Origin of the sequence: Sphingobacterium olei (genome assembly GCF_005048855.1) — a bacterium.
In the GTDB taxonomy this organism is placed as follows: Bacteria; Bacteroidota; Bacteroidia; order Sphingobacteriales; family Sphingobacteriaceae; genus Sphingobacterium; species Sphingobacterium olei.
Window position 1 is genome coordinate 1 of sequence record NZ_SUME01000016.1, and the last position, 17,504, is coordinate 17,504.

At 45.1% G+C, this 17,504-nt stretch carries 9 protein-coding genes; 4 read left to right on the top strand and 5 right to left on the bottom strand.

Annotated elements, in window-relative coordinates:
- The 3 genes from FAZ15_RS22095 to FAZ15_RS22105 all read left to right on the top strand — a co-directional run.
- Positions 1-2,273, top strand: a 2,273-nt coding sequence (locus FAZ15_RS22095) for a gliding motility-associated C-terminal domain-containing protein (protein ID WP_136903546.1), incomplete at its 5' end; no start/stop codon positions are given.
- Between the two features lie 34 nt (positions 2,274-2,307).
- A complete protein-coding gene (locus FAZ15_RS22100; protein WP_136821662.1) occupies positions 2,308-3,321 on the top strand; it encodes a PorP/SprF family type IX secretion system membrane protein in 1,014 nt (337 codons plus the stop codon).
- 93 nt (positions 3,322-3,414) lie between these two features.
- The gene (locus FAZ15_RS22105) at positions 3,415-5,370 is read left to right on the top strand and encodes an OmpA family protein (RefSeq protein ID WP_136903547.1); all 1,956 of its coding nucleotides are present in this window, start codon (positions 3,415-3,417) and stop codon (positions 5,368-5,370) included.
- Between the two features lie 137 nt (positions 5,371-5,507).
- On the opposite strand, the gene FAZ15_RS22110 is transcribed toward FAZ15_RS22105, so the two are convergent.
- The 5 genes from FAZ15_RS22110 to FAZ15_RS22130 form a co-directional block, all read right to left on the bottom strand.
- Complete coding sequence (locus FAZ15_RS22110) at positions 5,508-6,137, bottom strand: response regulator transcription factor (protein WP_136821660.1); 630 nt, start codon at positions 6,135-6,137, stop codon at positions 5,508-5,510.
- 436 nt (positions 6,138-6,573) lie between these two features.
- Positions 6,574-8,115: a SusD/RagB family nutrient-binding outer membrane lipoprotein gene (locus FAZ15_RS22115; protein ID WP_136903548.1), complete on the bottom strand. Its 1,542-nt coding sequence runs from the start codon at positions 8,113-8,115 to the stop codon at positions 6,574-6,576.
- 7 nt (positions 8,116-8,122) lie between these two features.
- Positions 8,123-11,233: a SusC/RagA family TonB-linked outer membrane protein gene (locus FAZ15_RS22120; RefSeq protein WP_136903549.1), complete on the bottom strand. Its 3,111-nt coding sequence runs from the start codon at positions 11,231-11,233 to the stop codon at positions 8,123-8,125.
- Positions 11,234-11,342: 109 nt separating this feature from the next.
- On the bottom strand, positions 11,343-13,172 hold the full coding sequence (locus tag FAZ15_RS22125; RefSeq protein WP_136903550.1) for a sensor histidine kinase: 1,830 nt from the start codon (positions 13,170-13,172) through the stop codon (positions 11,343-11,345).
- Between the two features lie 101 nt (positions 13,173-13,273).
- Entirely contained in the window at positions 13,274-15,229 is a 1,956-nt protein-coding gene (locus FAZ15_RS22130) for a sensor histidine kinase (protein ID WP_136903551.1), read from the bottom strand.
- A 735-nt stretch (positions 15,230-15,964) separates the two neighbouring features.
- Here FAZ15_RS22130 and FAZ15_RS22135 point away from each other — a divergent pair.
- A partial coding sequence (locus FAZ15_RS22135; RefSeq protein ID WP_202912473.1) for an autotransporter outer membrane beta-barrel domain-containing protein occupies positions 15,965-17,504 on the top strand: 1,540 nt, incomplete at its 3' end.

Sequence of the window (17,504 nt, forward strand, 5' to 3'; positions counted from 1 at the left end):
ATGCCGGAGCGGTATACAATGTCGCGGTGGCGAAAGGAAAAGATCCGAAGGACCGCGATGTGGAGGGCAGCTCAACGGATAACAACCCGCTTGACCCTACCGATCCGGATAACCCGCCGGTAGATCCGAACTGTCCTGAATGCACGATTGTGGAGATCGACCAGGAAGGTGCGATAGAGGTCATCAAAACTGCAGATCTTTCACAACGCTTTAGATATGCGGGTGAGCAAATCGCTTACGAAATTTTGATTAAAAACGTGGGAAATGTGACCTTGCATGATATAAAGGTAACAGATGCGAACGCGGATGATGTGAATGTAGGTAACATCGCTAACTTAGCCGTTGGTGAGTCAGTTACGCTCCAAGCATACCATACCATTACGCAAGCCGACATGGAACGTGGGTATGTGTCAAATGTTGCAATTGCTAGCGGTAAAGATCCAAAAGACAGAGACGTAATCGACGAGTCTGTAAGTGGAAATGTACCAGAAGCGGGTGATCCAATAGATCCGGATTGCACAAATTGTACTATTGCACCACTACCGTGGAAAGTAATCGAAGCAAACAACGACACGCCTGCACCGGTCAACGGTAAGGACGGTTCAACAACGCCATCTGTACTGGATAACGACATGCTGAACGGCAGTCCAGTTATCCCTGCGGAAGTGACCCTGACACCGGGTACAAGTCCACATACAGGTATTGTTATGAACCCTGACGGAACAGTGACGGTATCAGCAGAGACGCCTGCTGGTACATATACATATCCTTACACAATCTGTGAGGTATTGAACCCATCGAACTGTGACAATGCGGTCGTAACGATTCTTGTGGAAGCAGCGGTAATCGAAGCAAACAATGACACGCCTGCACCGGTCAACGGTAAGGATGGCGGTACAACACCAAGCGTACTGGATAACGACATGCTGAACGGCAGTCCAGTTATCCCTGCGGAAGTGACCCTGACACCGGGTACAAGTCCACATACAGGTATTGTTATGAACCCTGACGGAACAGTGACGGTATCAGCGGAGACGCCTGCTGGTACATATACATATCCTTACACAATCTGTGAGGTATTGAACCCATCGAACTGTGACAATGCGGTCGTAACGATTCTTGTGGAAGCAGCGGTAATCGAAGCAAACAATGACACGCCTGCACCGGTCAACGGTAAGGATGGCGGTACAACACCAAGCGTACTGGATAACGACATGCTGAACGGTAGCCCTGTTATCCCAAGCGAGGTGACCCTGACACCGGGTACAAGTCCACATACGGGAATCACAATGAACCCTGACGGAACAGTGACGGTATCAGCAGAGACGCCTGCTGGTACATATACATATCCTTACACAATCTGCGAGGTATTGAACCCATCGAACTGTGACAATGCGGTCATGACGATCGTTGTGGAAGCAGCGGTAATCGAAGCAAACGACGACACGCCTGCACCGATCAACGGTAAGGATGGCGGTACAACACCAAGCGTACTGGATAACGACATGCTGAACGGCAGTCCTGTTATCCCGAGTGAGGTGACATTGACCTGGTCTCCTGATAATGTGGAAAGCCCGGCTATCATACTCAACACAGACGGTACCGTTACTGTGCTTCCAGAAACACCAGAAGGTATATACGAATTCAGTTACCGTATCTGCGAGGTGCTTAATCCAACAAACTGCGACGAAGCAGCTATAACGATTGTAATCGAACCTGCACCGATAGTCGCAATGGACGATAACATTCAGATCGAATGGGATAGGACGTCTATCATTACCATGAGCGTGCTGGATAACGACGCATTCAATGGCGGATCAATCGACTTGAATGAAGTTACGTTGACTCCAGGTGTACCAAGTGATCCGAACCTGAGCATGAATGCGGATGGTACCATCAATATACCGGCAAGTACACGGCCAGGAACGTACACCTATCCATATACAATCTGTGAAGTACTGAACCCATCGAACTGTAGCACGGCGGTTGCAACAATTGTAATTGAAGCTTCCAACTTGTTTATTCCGAACGTGATCACGCCGAATGGTGACGGACAGAATGACCGCTTTGAAATTATTGGCAGTGAAAACTATGATAGAGTAGAGGTTACTATCGTAAACCGTTGGGGGAACGAAATATTCAGAAACGACAACTACGACAATAACTGGACGGGGCGTGGATTGAATGAAGGGACGTACTATTATATCATTAAGCTGTACAAGGGTAGCAAAGTGGAGCAACATAAAGGATGGGTTCTTATTAAAACACATTAAGAATATGTTCATCATAAATAATAACACGATATCGATGAAGAGATTAAAATTAAGGTATATGGTTTTGATCGGTATAACCCTGTTAGCAAAACAGGGTTATGCCCAGCAGAACATCCAAATGACACAGTATATATTCAATTCGATCAGTGTCAATCCAGCCTATGCGGGATATAAAGAGGAATGGTTTGGTCAACTGGGCCTAAGAAGTCAATGGACCGGCTGGGAAGGTGCGCCAAAAACGGGTATGCTATCGATCGACGGTGTACTTGATCCGGAAGATCGGAGACATGGAGTGGGCTTGGTTGTAACCGGCGATCAATTGGGAGCTCAGGCTGCGACCAGTATTTATGCTAATTATGCGCTTCGCTTACAGCTTGATCGTGCAGATGAGCATCGACTAAGTTTAGGTGTTGCTGGTGGTCTTACACAATACAGTTTGGATGGAAATAAACTGGATCCCGTTGACCGTATGGATCAAGTATTACCGGATGGGAAAATATCGACGTGGAAACCGGATATCCGTCTCGGCGCATACTACAGCAACCCAAGATGGTATGCTGGTGTATCGGTACAGGATCTTTTTGCAGGGACCGACAGTGATGATGATTTCCAGTTTAACCAAAATTCACTGGAAAGTCTTTCTCGAAACATTCATGGATACCTGATCGCTGGGGCTTTGTTTGAGTTGGATAGGGGATTACTGCTAAGACCGAGCATTTTAATAAAAGATGATTTCAGAGGACCTACGTCGCTGGATTTAAATGCGATGTTTATATTCAATGACAAATTTTGGATCGGAGGTGGATACCGCACACGGGCACGCCTGTTTGACCGCGATTATAGCGACTACTCGGTAAACAAATTGAGTTCACTTAACTCTTTAAGCGGAATTGCACAATTTTATGTGAGCCCTACGTTACGGATAGGTTATTCGTATGACCATATGCTGGGTAGGATGAGTGGCCTGCAACAGGGTACGCACGAAGTTACGCTGGGGGTCACTTTTGGACGTGTAGTGCGTCAGATTCTAAGTCCACGCTATTTCTAATAGAGAGCGTATATAATACTTGAATCAACGTGATGGTATCAGACTGTTATCAAGTTATAAAACAGCAGGATCATTGTTAAGTATAAATAGATTATGAAAAGAAAATATTATAAAAGAGGTTTACAGGCGTTAACCATTATGTTACTTCTTTTTGGAACAGAGATTGCCTCCGCACAAGAGCAACTAGGGCGTAGGAGCCGTGCAGAACTGCTCTACGATAAAATGGAGTATGCGAATGCTACGCTAGCTTACGAAAAGCTTGTGGATGTGAAAAAGCCGCGGACGGAAGACATGGAACGGCTTGCAGACAGTTACCGGAGAATCAACGAATACGAACTTGCAGAGAACTGGTATTCGCGTGTAGTGCTACAACCCGATCATAAACAGGAGTCACTGCTGCATTACGCAGAGGTGCTGAAAAAGAGGGGGCGCTATGCCGAGGCGAGTAAGCAGTACCAGACCTATCAGGAAAAATACGGGAGAGACGAAAGTATAGCCCGATATATACAGGGAGCCGACTCAGCTGTAGTATGGATGAAGAACCCGACTCTGCACAACCTGAAAAATGAGACAACTATTAATACCAGCCTTTCAGAATTTAGTCTGGTACCAACCAGTGGAGGTGTGATATATGCGGGGGAACCCCAAGGATTGTTAGACAACAAAAGTGGTATGACGGGGCAATCTTACCTGAAGGTGTATGCTGCAAATCGGGAAGGGAATGGAGAACTCAGTTATCCAAATATCATGGAAGGTGCCTTCAATAATGCGCTATATCATGTGGGCCCGGTCGCAGTAAATGCTGATGAGGATGTGCTCTATGTAACACGGACCTACCCGGGAAAAGAGGGCGAGAATTACCGGTCTGACGGTCTGAAGTGGCGTAAGCACAACTTAGAGCTGAAGATTTACAGAAAGAACGGAAACGGCTGGACAGAAGAGGATTTTGCCTATAACAACGTGAAGGATTATTCATTGGGACATGCATCTCTGAGTACTGATGGAAAGGTGCTGTATTATGCTTCTGATATGCCCGGCGGGCATGGCGGTGTAGATATCTGGTACAGTGAATTACAGGGAGACGGAAGCTGGGGAGCCCCAAAGAATGCAGGTCCTACCATAAACAGTGCGGGAGATGAAGTATTTCCAAGCGTATTCGGTGATACCCTGTATTTCTCGAGTGATGGTTGGGTAGGCATGGGCGGACTGGATATATACAGGTCTGTAGGCAAGCGCTCGACCTTTAGTACACCTGAAAACCTTCGCTATCCACTGAATTCGGCAAGTGACGATTTCGCTTACGTCGTGGCGGCAAATAGCGAAGATCTAATTTACGGTTACTTGTCATCGAACAGAACGGGAGGCCAGGGTGGCGATGATATCTATTCTTTTGTTTTTAATAAGCCGAAATTTATCATTCAGTTGGAAGGTATTACACGTAATAAAGAGACAGGAGATTTATTACCTGCCACGACCGTAACCTTATTTCAAAACGGGAAGGAGATAGCTGCGAAAGGTGTTACGGATAAGGACGGACGGATTACGTTTACCTTAAATAAAGGCGAACCTTATCGTTTATTGGCCGAAAAGCAGGGCTATCACTCGGATTCGACAAGTATTGAGGGTTTATTCCCGAGGCGGGACACTATGGTACGGGTCGTAATGAATTTACAGCCGGTCCATAAGGTGGGTGATAAGTTTGTTTTGGAGAATATCTACTATGACTTTGATAAGCACAACATACGTAGGGATGCAGCCCTGATCTTGGATCAGCTGGTCGCCACCATGCGTGACAACCCGACACTTCGGATCGAGCTATCAAGCCACACGGACAGCAGGGGCAGCGATAGTTACAATGAGAAGCTGTCACAGCGTCGTGCGCAAAGTGCAGTGGACTACATCGTGACCCGCGGTATAGCACGGGATCGAATGGTCGCGAAAGGATATGGCGAGAAACGGTTAGTGAATAAATGTAGTAACGGTGTTCCGTGCTCTGTCGCAGATCATCAAGCAAACAGACGTACCGAGGTAGAGGTACTGGCCTACTAGAGGACGACCTCATTTCAATTAGCAATAAGATCTACAATCATCCCCGATTGTTGTTTTTCACAATAAGTAATAAGAAGGTGTTGCCTCCCGGCAGCACCTCTTTATCGATGATTGGATGTATAATTAAAATTGATTTTCTATATTAATTTCCATTCTTTGGCGTAATTGAGCAATTGGCCTATCGTAGTGCAATTCACTTTTGCCATCATATTTCGCCTATGCGATACAATGGTATGATGACTTAGATAGGTTATTTCCGCAGTCTGGGCAATTGTGTTTCCGGAGGCGAAATACTTTAAAATTTCCAGTTCACGAGCGGTAAAGATGATCGGTTTGTTAGATATATTCTTCGTTTTTATTTCCTGGAAAATAGGGCAACGGTAAGAATTGCCTTTTTCGACTTCATTTATGCATTCCAAAAGAACATCTAGACCTGTCACCTTACTAATAATACCGTCGGGGGAATGACTTTCGATATGATGAAGGACAGGCCAGCTGGATGCGCTCGTAAGAAAAATATTCTTACATAACTTGTTGATGCGCTTAACATCGGAGAGAACAGCTAGACCATTGCTGTTCTGTAGGTAATAATCTAAAAAGAGATAGAATTTTTTACGACTATGTTCGCCTAAGAAACGGGTAAGTTCGGAAGCATTTTGGAAGGTATGAACCGTGTCAAACTTCGTGTACTTTTCAAGTAAAACGGAAAAAGATTCACCAAATAGTTGGTGATCATCTAGTACAATTGCAACATCATTACTCATCATTTTCTCGTTCAATTTTGGAAATAAAAGTGTTATTCAACAATTAAAACAGATAGCTCACAAAGATAGTTAAATAATATATGCAGTTAGTGGTTGAAAGAGTGACGTAACAATGTTAAAATAACTATAAATAGTAGCAAATTTTTGCTATAGAGATATTTCTGTTTAGGGTGATTTAATAAACTTTGGTTTCTTTGCACGAGAGTTTAGAACCAGCTATAGAGGTTAATTACTTTGTATAGAATAAAGGTTAAGTAATACTAACTATTTTAAAATGACTATCTAAAGCATGTACGTGTGACATTGCTAAATATACAATAAGTTTTTACAACCATCCCCGGTTGTTGTTTTTCATAATAAGTAGAAGGTGTTGCCCCAAGCAACACCTCTTTTCTTTAACCGATCGGGTAGTTATACTTTATGGAAAGTAACTCAAAAATTAGTCTTTTAGCAGCCACATCCGTTCGTTTACGTTATCATTGCCATTGTATTGCCTATTGATGGCTTCGGTTAAATTTTCGCTATTGTAGTTGACTTCATCGCTGGGGTACATCCACCGTATAGGAAGACGGTCGGCAGGCGTATTTTCATTCGACGCTGGATTGATCGCAAATGTCGGATACCCCGTGCGTCGATTTTCAAAAAAGGCGCTCAACGGTGATTGCAAGTACGTACTAAGAAATTTTTGCGTGATGATTTGCTCAATCCGGTGTTCGGTAGGGCCCGTTAGCTTTACGGCGTCCGTGACCGGAAATGCTTCGATATAGGTATTACTCATGATACGGTTGTGATGATAGGCAGGGATGTTTGGCGTATGGTCTGCCACAAATTGCATTGCTCCCTGTACGCCTGCAGCATAAAGGGTCTGCGCATCGCCATTGATCCAACCCCTCACAGCAGCCTCCGCAAGCAAGAACTGTACTTGGGCATAGCTCAGTAAACTCACCGGTTCGCCGGCGGGGATTTCGGTATACCGTGCGTTTACGCCGGAATAGTCGCCAGCGCTATGTATCGTGCTCAAGCTTGCATATGCGATTGCCGGATCGGTACCCTTATATGCGTCAAAATCGGAAGGTGTGTAACCCTTATCGAGCTGTGCCTCGGATGGCGAAGCGTAGTAAAACAGACGGTAGTCGTTTGTCGCTTTCAAACGGTTGATCAGTATATCCGACACCATAGGATAAATGATAAACTGGTTGCCCAGTTTATGGAATGGGTAGCGTTGGTTTTCCTGGTCGGAATAAACCAATTGGAAATTATCTGCATTGCTTTCGAATATGGGGCGATTGTTTACAATTTCGTTGAAGCGTTCTACCACACGCAGGTCGGGATCAGCCGATTTGCGGTACAAATTGATCAGTACTTTTAGCGCAAACGAATTGACCATTTTCTGCCATTTTACTGGATCGCCCTGGTAAATCAAATCGCCCTCAAAGTTTGCACCTTGGGCAAACAACCGGTTAGCTTCGTCCAATTCGTTGAGGATACCGATAAACACCTCTTTCTGCTCGTCATAGCGGGGTTTGATGTTTCCTTCACTTTCTCCTTTGAGCGCATCAGTGTAGGGGATATCGCCTACTTGCATGGTGGCGTTAAAAAATATATAGGCCCGTATGAAATGGCCGAATCCTTTGTAAGCGTTTGCTACTCCTTCATCGAGCTCATCGGTGAAGCCAATCAGCTTCTCCACGTCGATAAGCCGGGTAAAAGGACCGAAGCTGGTTCGGTCGATGCGATTGTATTGCTCGCCCTGTGCAAACTCGCTCCATAAGATGTATTTGTCGCGCATGAAATTTGCCATAAATCCCTTCTGGCTGCTGATATCGCTTCTCGTGATATCCAGCATCAATTTCGTTGCAAGCATTTGCGGGGTGGCTATGGTAAAGCCGTCGGGATTGGTGTTCAATTCTTCGAAGTGTGAACACGATGCCAATGCAGTCGTGATGCAGACTATAGTAGCTATTATTCGTATGTTCTTCATGGCTTTTCTAATTGTTTGATTTGTCAGGATGAGCAAGGTGAAAATTCAGGTTAAGTCCGATAAATCGCTGGGAAGGGGAAGTGAGGTCACTGTCAGCATTCCAATCGGGATCAGCAAACCGAAAATCCTTCGTCCAAAGAAATACGTTCTGGGCGGTCAGCGAAATTCGTGCGCGGCTCATTCCCCAGCGTTCGCTAAGTGAGCGCGGCACGGTGTATCCGATAGCTAGCTCACGGATTTTGATAAAGGTTGGGTCGGTAGCCCCGAAACGTCCATCGGCAAACCGGCGGGCATAGGTTTCGTAGGATACCGGCACATCGTTCGGCGCATATACGCGCGTGTCTTCCGTGATACGGCCGTATTGATCGAAAGAGACTGACCCCGAAACAACTTTTACCCCGTTGCCCACGTAAGATTTGTTGCCGTTGACCACTTCATCGTAGCGCCATTGGTTATCGCTATCGGGGTGCGAACCGGTGTCCCACATCTTATAAGCACTATAATTATATAACAGGCCGCCAACACGGCCATCAAAACTCAACTGAAGGTCAAAATTACGGTAAGTAAAGGAGTTGGTAAAACCCCAGATGAATTTTGGATCGCTATATCCAACGGCATAGGCGTATCGACCTTGCTGCGGAAGTCCGCCGTTCGTATGTACCACATTACCCTGTGGATCCCGCAACCAATCGGTGATGGTATAATTGTCGACACGTCCGCCGGCTTTCGTCCACAGGTTGTCTGATGAATAGACTGGATCTAACTCCTTGTAATACTGGTGTGTTGTTGCCCAGTTTACCGTAGCGTCCCACGTAAAATTACTTTGTTTCAACACGCCGGCATGCAGCGACAACTCTACGCCTCGACGCACGCGCGTCTCGTTGGTATTGATCAACGTAGAGGTAAACCCCGAGGAAGCGGGTATGGGAGATGATAGTTGTCGGTTGTAATTGAACACATTGTAGTAGGCGGCATCAAGTACTAAGCGATTTTTCAGTATGTTAACTACTGTACCCGCCTCCCAGGTCCGGTCGGTTTGCGGTTTGATGACTGCGGTATTGAGTTGTGATGGATAGTCGGCCGTATTTAAGCCATCCCAAACGCCTTGGCCGATGCTGTAATTTACATTGGTGCCGTACACACTGAGGTCTTGTTTTGAAACGGTCCAAGACCCTCTGAGCTTCCACATGTCCATCCAGTTTGGCAGCTTGAAAAACTCCCCAAGAAGCACACTGCTGGACACGGAAGGATAAAAATACGAACGGGTCGTGATGTCTAAGGTCGAACTCCAGTCGTTCCTGCCCGTCAGATCCACGAAAACCGCGTCTTTCCAGCCAAACGAAGCTAATCCGAGCAAGCTGTTTACTTGCTTACCATACCTGGACGTACCCACATCCGGACGCTCCACCGAATTGTTCAATGAATACACGCCCGGCACAATGAGGCCGCTGCGGGTTACACCCGAAAGCGATTGGTCTTCGTACCTATAGACAGATCCACCGGCAGTAAGGTCTATGTCTATGGTATTTAATAGTTTCTTTTTGCCATAGTTGAACAGCAGATCGGTATTCAAACTGTATCCCCTGGATTGGTATTGGCCAAACATCCCGTTCGCATGCCACCCCCGGGTGGAATAGATACTTGGTGGGTTACGGCGCGTATTTTCATTGGAATAGAAGTCGTAGCCCACCCTTGCGGTTATCTTGGCGCCCGTGAAGGGTTTGTAATTTGACGTCAGATTGAGGTTGGCCATATTATTTTCCCTACCATTTAATTTTTCGTAGGCAATCAGATACGGATTATCATACCACGCTTTGTAATGCCAATTTTGCTGTTCGTGTGGCACCACCCAATAATCGCGGAATTTGGTAACGTCATACTCCGGTCCGGTCCACATCAGCAATTGATAAATATACCCTTGGTCGCCGTATCCGGCACCTGTAGTCTGCGGGGTCATACTCCGGTTATACCCGATGTTACTTTGCAATTCAAATTTCTCGCTGACTTTCAGTTTGCCCGATACATTTGCATTCAGCCGGTTCAATTTCAGGTTTGGATATTGCCCTTTATTGTAAACGTGGTTCAGGGATGCCCGTACAGACCCGATGTCGCCGGACTGGGCAAAGCTGATGTTGTTGTTGGTCACGAAGCCAGGTTCGAGGAAGTTTTTTAGATTGTCCTTACCTCGTGAAGTAAGTTCCATCACTTCGAGCTGCTTGGTCTCCGGATTCCATTGTTCTTCCATGATGCCGATATCGAGTTTATTACCCCATACGTAGTCGACCGAATTATATGATCCGCCCAAGCCCGCGCTATATGATGTCTGTACTTCGGGCAAGGCTAAGTAACCCGCAAAAGCCATGTTGTTACTGTTTACGCTGATACCATTGCCACCGCTTTTGGTCGTCACGATAATGGCTCCACCGCCGCCGCGCACGCCGTAGAGTGCGGAAGCTGTCGCGCCTTTGAGCACATCGATACTCTCGATGTCATCTGGAGCGATTTGTTGTAAGTTCATGTTGCCGTAGGGTACGCCGTCAATGACCAGCAGCGGGTTACTCGATCCGCCGCGAAGCCGGATGTCGGGCGATTCATCGAATTCGGTACTATTTTGAATCCAGAGCCCCGCTACTTTACCGGTCAACGAAGTAGCAATGTCCACGCCTTTGACCTGCTGTACTTGTTCGCCGCCAATGCGTTGTACCGAATAGCCGAGTGATTTTTCTTCCCTTCGAATGCCAAGGGCAGTTACCACCACTTCTTCCAGTGCATCTTCCAGGCGCCCCAGTTGTACGGGGATAATTGTACGACCGGCTATTGGCTCTTGATGCGTTCGGTAACCAATGTAACTGAACACCAGTACGTCGTCGGTCTTAACCCCGGTAATCGTATAACGACCATCGTCTGTTGAACTGACAGCGATCGAAGTACCCCGTACACTGACGGTAACCCCTGCAATGGGGATTCCATCCGTGGCATCGACCACCGTACCCGTTACGGTTTGTTGCTGGCTGCTGGATTGGCGGTTGTCCCAGACGGTGCTGCCGGCTTTTTCTCCCAGTAAGCCCACTGCGAGCAGCGTGGCTAACAATCTTTTGATAAATACATGTTGTTTCATCTGGTTATTTTTTGTTTTCAGTTTTCAGTTTTCAGATGGAGCCTCTGATGATTATTTTAATCATGTCGGGTTCATATGGATTTGTTATTGTTTTTCGTTGCATCACTGACTAACCGTATACGACTGAGTTCAACGGGATGGATATCGTTATTTCCGTGCCTTTCGAGTCTGACTGTATGTTGGTTTCGCCATCCAGGTATTGCACTCGGCGGCGGATGGATTGCAAGCCCATCGTCGATTTGCTGCCAGTTGAGTTTTTACCGACCAAACCCGTTCCGTCATCTTTGATGGCCATGATGAGCTTGTCCGTTTCCCCGTAAATCAGGATATCCACGTTCTTGGCCTTCGCATGCTTGATAATATTCGTAATCGCCTCCTGGATGATGCGGAGCAATGCAATCCGGGTGTCCATACTGGCATGCTGTAGCGCATCGTCGTCTATATGGATATCTTTCTTATAGCGAGAATCTGGTAATGCAGTATCCGTAAGCAATTTGATTCGCTGTTCAAAAGTGTGTTCTTGTTGTCCGTCAGCCGTATTGAACCATTCATGGCTTTTGTTTCTGGCTACAGCATAGGCGCTGGTTAGTTCCGCTTGCATGGCAACCAGTTTCTTTTTTAGTAGGGCGTCCTCGGTGTCCATGGAAAGTGCTTCCAATTGATGCTTGATGCTGGCGATGGATGAGGAAAGCCCATCATGAAGATCCTGGCCAAGACGCTGCTGTTCTTCCCTTTTTGCTTCGTGTTTCATTTCCTCCATGGCGATAATCTGCATGTTGGCTGTTTCATTAAGTGCCCCGATTTGTTCCCTTGCCTTTCGACTTCGACGAAGCATGATTAAGTATATGGTCATTAAGGAGATCAATGCCATAAATGAAATGATGACTATCCACAATGTTCGCCTCTTATTTTCCTCAGCCAATTGCGTGTTGTTATCTTCTATGTTATTATACCTGACATAATCCCCGATAAATTTTCTTGTCTTTTCCCAATCTGCCGTCATGGACTTTTCCAACTCTACATAGACCTTGATGATCTCATCTGTATCACCTATATCTTTGGCTGCATCTAAAGCGTTGTTTAATATATAGATTTCTAAGTAGCTGTCCCCACTTTTCTGTGCTATTTCATAGGCTTGGTAGCAATGTTCGAGCGCCATTTTGAGATTGGTGCTATAATAGATAACCATTAGAAAATGAGCATTGATCTCCAGGTTTGAACCGCCAATCCGTTTTGCATCGGACATTAACTGGTGTATAAGGGGCAGGGCCTCCTCTTTCCGGCCAGCTAACACCAGAAAATGTGCTTCGTAATTCCGATTGTAGGCCAGCATGTATTCATCTTTATAGCGGGCGGCGATTTCCCTGGATTTGTTGAGGTAATAACGAATGCTGTCTTCAGAAAGGTCAGGACCCCGGCTGATATACCTTATATATACCTCAGACATCATGCTGTCCTTTTCGAGTTTTCTTCCGGTTTGGATAGCCTTACGCAAAAGCGATGTAAGCTTTGCGTCATCGGAGATCCCTTTGTTTTCTACTTCGATCATATCCAAATATACACGGACAATATTTTCGGTATCATCGAGTTTTTGGTAGTACGGTAAGATTTTGCCAAGTAGTTCAAGCGATTCCGCATACAGTCCTTTCTTAAATAAAGCAAAAGCAATCACATGGTCTGCGGCTGTTTGACCGTGACGATACTTTATATTGGTGGCCATACGCTTGGCCTCCATTCCGTAGTAAAAGCAACTATCTGCATTTCTGGTGCGGTAAAGTGTCCCCAACCGGTTCAGCGTGTTGACCTTGCTGACGCTGTCCTTGATTGAGGATAACTTATTTAGTTCTTGGTTGATTTGCTGGATTTGACAAAGTGCGGGAGCGTTGCAAAGGCAAAACAGAAACAATAGGAATGGGTAAGTTGTAGGTTTTCGTCTCATAATTGATAGATGTGTAATTGTTTAAAATACTTTTTAATCCGGTTCTATCCCTCGCCGTTATCTTGCACATGTGGGGTGAAAGCCAAACATGCATCCCAGTATTACGATTGTGTCAACGGAATGGATATTGTTATTTCCGTGCCTTTTGAGTCTGACTGTATGTTGGTTTCGCCGTCCATGTATTGCACTCGGCGGCGGATGGATTGCAAGCCCATTGTCGATTTGCCGCTGATTGAATTTTTACCGACCAAACCCGTTCCGTCATCTTTGATGGCCATGATGAGTTTGTCTATTTCTGCGTAAATCAAGATATCCACTTTCTTAGCCTTGGCATGCTTGATGATATTCGTAATTGCCTCCTGGATGATGCGGAGTAATGCAATTCGGGTGTCCATACTGACATGATGTAACGCATCGTCATCTATATGAATATCTTTCTTATAGCGAGAGCCTGGCAAGGCAGTATCCGTAAGGAATTTGATTCGCTGCTCAAAAGTGTCTTCTTGTTCTCCGTCAGCAGTATTGAACCACTCATGACTTTTAGCTCTGGCTACGGTGTATGCTTTGGTTACCTGGGCTTGTAGCATGCCCAATTTAGCTTTTAAATGCGTATCGTCGGTATCCATGGACAAGATTTCCAGCTGATGCTTGATGCTTGCTATAGATGAGGAAAGCCCATCGTGAAGATCCTGCCCAAGACGCTGCTGTTCTTCCCTTATTGCTTCGTGTTTCATTTCCTCCATGGCGATGATCTGCAAATTGGCTGTGTTATTAAGGGCTTCGACTTGTTCTTTGGCTTTTCGGCTTCTATAGAGCATGGTTAGATAGATTCCCAAAACCACCATGATAGCTACAAATGAAATGATTAACAGCCAAATGGTTCGCTGTTGCTTTACTTTTTCAGCCCGCTGCAGTGCGATTCCACTATGTTCGGCCTGGGTATACGCGTAGAGCAAATTACTTGCTTCTTCCATTAAGCTCGTTTGCACGTCCCGCTCAAGCGTCAATGCACCGGTAAGCGATTCATAGGCTCCTCGGTAATCACCCTCTAACGCCCGCAACTTGCCCTTAAATTCTGCAACATCTGCTCGTTGGCTATCTCCGAAAGCGGTGGATGATTCGTATTTCTCAATATAGGAACGGAGGCTATCTTGATTCTTCAGATTGAGATGGTTTTCTAGACGAAGACGGATCAGGTTGCCGTCGATGAAGCCTGTCGGTTGATCTTTATAAATAGTCTTCAGAGCCTCTAGTTGGTGTAGAAGATTGCTTGCGCTGTCATACTTGTGCTCAAAGTTGGCTATGGAATGCGCAATATCTATCATCAACAGGTCGTTGTACAACATTTGGGTTCGGCCGAGCGAATCTTTGCGCTGGAGTGTAGTACCAATATGATGCGCTAAACTTGCTGTTTGATACACCGATACCGTATCCTTCATCTTAATATATCCAGCTAAAGCCGGTGATAAAATATACATGGCGTTCAAACCTACGGAGTGATCGATTTGATCCTCCTGCAAGAGCTTTGGTAACTGAGTTAGGTAGCTTTTCTCCCCTTCAAATACCTCAATGACTTTGTCGTATAACCTTAGCTCCTGATAAATTTTGCACTTTTGCAATTGTTCTACTAATGGATGTTTTTCTCCATATTTTTTGTATTCTTCCGTGATTTTTTCAGCATAGTACATGGATGCTCCCCTTTTTTTGAACATACGTGCATTGTTGAAAAAAAGGAAAAAATAACTTATGCGCGCGCGCGCATATTGTGGCTTGCTCCATGCGATTTTTTCATACAGGGAAAGAATATCCACCAGTTCTTTGATCTCAAAGTTGGTTCCCTCAGCCAACAGTTGGTGGGTCAGTGAGTCGGCCTTGACAAAATATTGTTGAGCAGATATGCTGTTTGCGTGGTATGCCTTGTTCAGCTTGTTAAATTCAGTCTGGACCTGAGTTGTCGATTGACCAAGGGCAGTAGTGAGCTGACATATGGTGAGCAAAAGCATAGAGATCAGGTGGGAATAGCGATTCCTGCTTGATTGAAGACGGGGTAGATTCATAACGTAAGGTCGAAACAGTTTTAAAGTAACGAAGGTAGTAAATCCTCTGGGTTAAATCAATGCTCTTTTCCAAGCTATCTTCTCATAGAAGATAAGATTTTAGTTTTCGGATGTCAAAATAGGAAGAGCGGATAATTTCGAAAGTAACTAAAGTTTGCTAAAAATATATTTTTTGATAACAAGTTTTTGCTATAAGTATGACAGACAAGCTTGAGTATTATTCTTCTTTCCTTTCTTTGTTCATAATATCTATGAAATAGAATTCAAGTGCCTTTCAGAAAGGTAATCTTGAAGGAATGAAAAACCAAAAATTACGTTATGAAATTGGATACGTTTTGTGTAGTTCAAAGGCCAAATTGATTGACAAGTAACTAGTAAAGTTTTAGAAATAATAATTTACAAAGAAGAGTGCTTTTTAAATACATGGTCTTACTATGAGCTTTATGAAATTAAATTTTTCTACCCTACAAAAGAGAATTTCGGTTAGCCCGGTCTTTCTATTATCGTACAGCTTTGCGATTTTTAATATTAACGCTTTTACTGGAAAATGGTTATACGTGAACCGTATTGTTAAACATCGAGTGAGCTATTTAAGCGTGATAATTTTTGCTTATAGCGAACGCCATTTATTCTCTGGTCTACGTGTATAAGTATATATTATCTGATACTATTTAATTTTTTATCTACTTAATTGAATCAAATTTTAACTGTTTGTTACCTATTAACTCTAATCTTATGTTAAGAAAACTAGCTTCTTGTATTTTATTCCTGGTTCTTGCCGCAGTAGGCTCTGTGTATGGACAGGTTAAAATTGGTGACGGTACGGCACAGGGTGATAATGCCGTGCCCAATCCAAATGCTGTGTTGGATTTAAGCAGTATGCAAAGAGGGGTACTGTTCCCTCGTGTAGAATTGACTGCTGTAGTAAATCCTGCTCCTTTGACTGAGCACGTAGCGGGGATGATGGTATATAATACTTCAACTCAAAATGATGTTGTGCCTGCTATCTACTACAATGATGGTACAAAGTGGGTTTTTGTTGGGGCTATGCAAGGTAGTAATGTAAGTTACGACCCCGCAACTTATGTTATTACCTATGTGGATAGTGGAGGTAATCCGCAAACTATTAATTTGGTACAGGCAATAAAGGGGAACGAAACAAAGACGCTTTTGATCAAGGAATCTGAAGGGCGTTATGTGTTTTATAATGAAGCTAGTATTGATGAGACAGGAAATCCGATAACGGGAGCAGGGGTAGTGATAGATATCCCTGCTTCTGTTATCAACCAGTTTGAGGAAGTGGTTAACGGCGGTCCTGTTACGGTTAACGGTACTACCTATAATACGATAGAGGAATACATCGAGAACATCGTAGCGGCGAACGAGACCAATACGACATTGATCGACAACAACGACGGAACGTACACCTACACAAGCGAGGACGGCACGGTAACGGTGGTCGATGTACCTGCTTCTGTTATCAACCAGTTTGAGGAAGTGGTGAACGGCGGTCCTGTTACGGTGGGCGGCAACACATACACCAGCATCGAAGAATACATCGAGAACATCGTAGCGGCGAACGAGACCAATACGACGTTAATCGACAATAACGACGGAACATATACTTATACAAGTGAAGACGGTACGGTAACGGTGGTCGATGTACCTGCTTCTGTTATCAACCAGTTTGAGGAAGTGGTGAACGGCGGTCCCGTTACGGTTAACGGCAACACGTACACCAGCATCGAAGAATACATCGAGAACATCGTAGCGGCGAACGAGACCAATACGACGTTAATCGACAATAACGACGGAACATATACTTATACAAGTGAAGACGGTACGGTAACAGTGGTCGATGTACCTGCTTCTGTTATCAACCAGTTTGAGGAAGTGGTCAACGGCGGTCCTGTTACGGTTAACGGTACTACCTATAATACGATAGAGGAATACATCGAGAACATCGTAGCGGCGAACGAGACCAATACGACATTGATCGACAACAACGACGGAACGTACACCTACACAAGCGAGGACGGCACGGTAACGGTGGTCGATGTACCTGCTTCTGTTATCAACCAGTTTGAGGAAGTGGTGAACGGCGGTCCTGTTACGGTGGGCGGCAACACATACACCAGCATCGAAGAGTACATCGAGAACATCGTAGCGGCGAACGAGACCAATACGACGTTAATCGACAATAACGACGGAACATATACTTATACAAGTGAAGACGGCACGGTAACGGTGGTCGATGTACCTGCTTCTGTTATCA

What these genes read in the sequence shown, in the direction of transcription:
- FAZ15_RS22115 (WP_136903548.1), bottom strand. Translation starts at nt 8,115, where the DNA reads ATGAAGAACATACGAATAATAGCTACTATAGTCTGCATCACGACTGCA.
- FAZ15_RS22130 (WP_136903551.1), bottom strand. Translation starts at nt 15,229, where the DNA reads ATGAATCTACCCCGTCTTCAATCAAGCAGGAATCGCTATTCCCACCTG.
- FAZ15_RS22100 (WP_136821662.1), top strand. Translation starts at nt 2,308, where the DNA reads ATGAAGAGATTAAAATTAAGGTATATGGTTTTGATCGGTATAACCCTG.
- FAZ15_RS22125 (WP_136903550.1), bottom strand. Translation starts at nt 13,172, where the DNA reads ATGAGACGAAAACCTACAACTTACCCATTCCTATTGTTTCTGTTTTGC.
- FAZ15_RS22105 (WP_136903547.1), top strand. Translation starts at nt 3,415, where the DNA reads ATGAAAAGAAAATATTATAAAAGAGGTTTACAGGCGTTAACCATTATG.
- FAZ15_RS22120 (WP_136903549.1), bottom strand. Translation starts at nt 11,233, where the DNA reads ATGAAACAACATGTATTTATCAAAAGATTGTTAGCCACGCTGCTCGCA.
- FAZ15_RS22110 (WP_136821660.1), bottom strand. Translation starts at nt 6,137, where the DNA reads ATGATGAGTAATGATGTTGCAATTGTACTAGATGATCACCAACTATTT.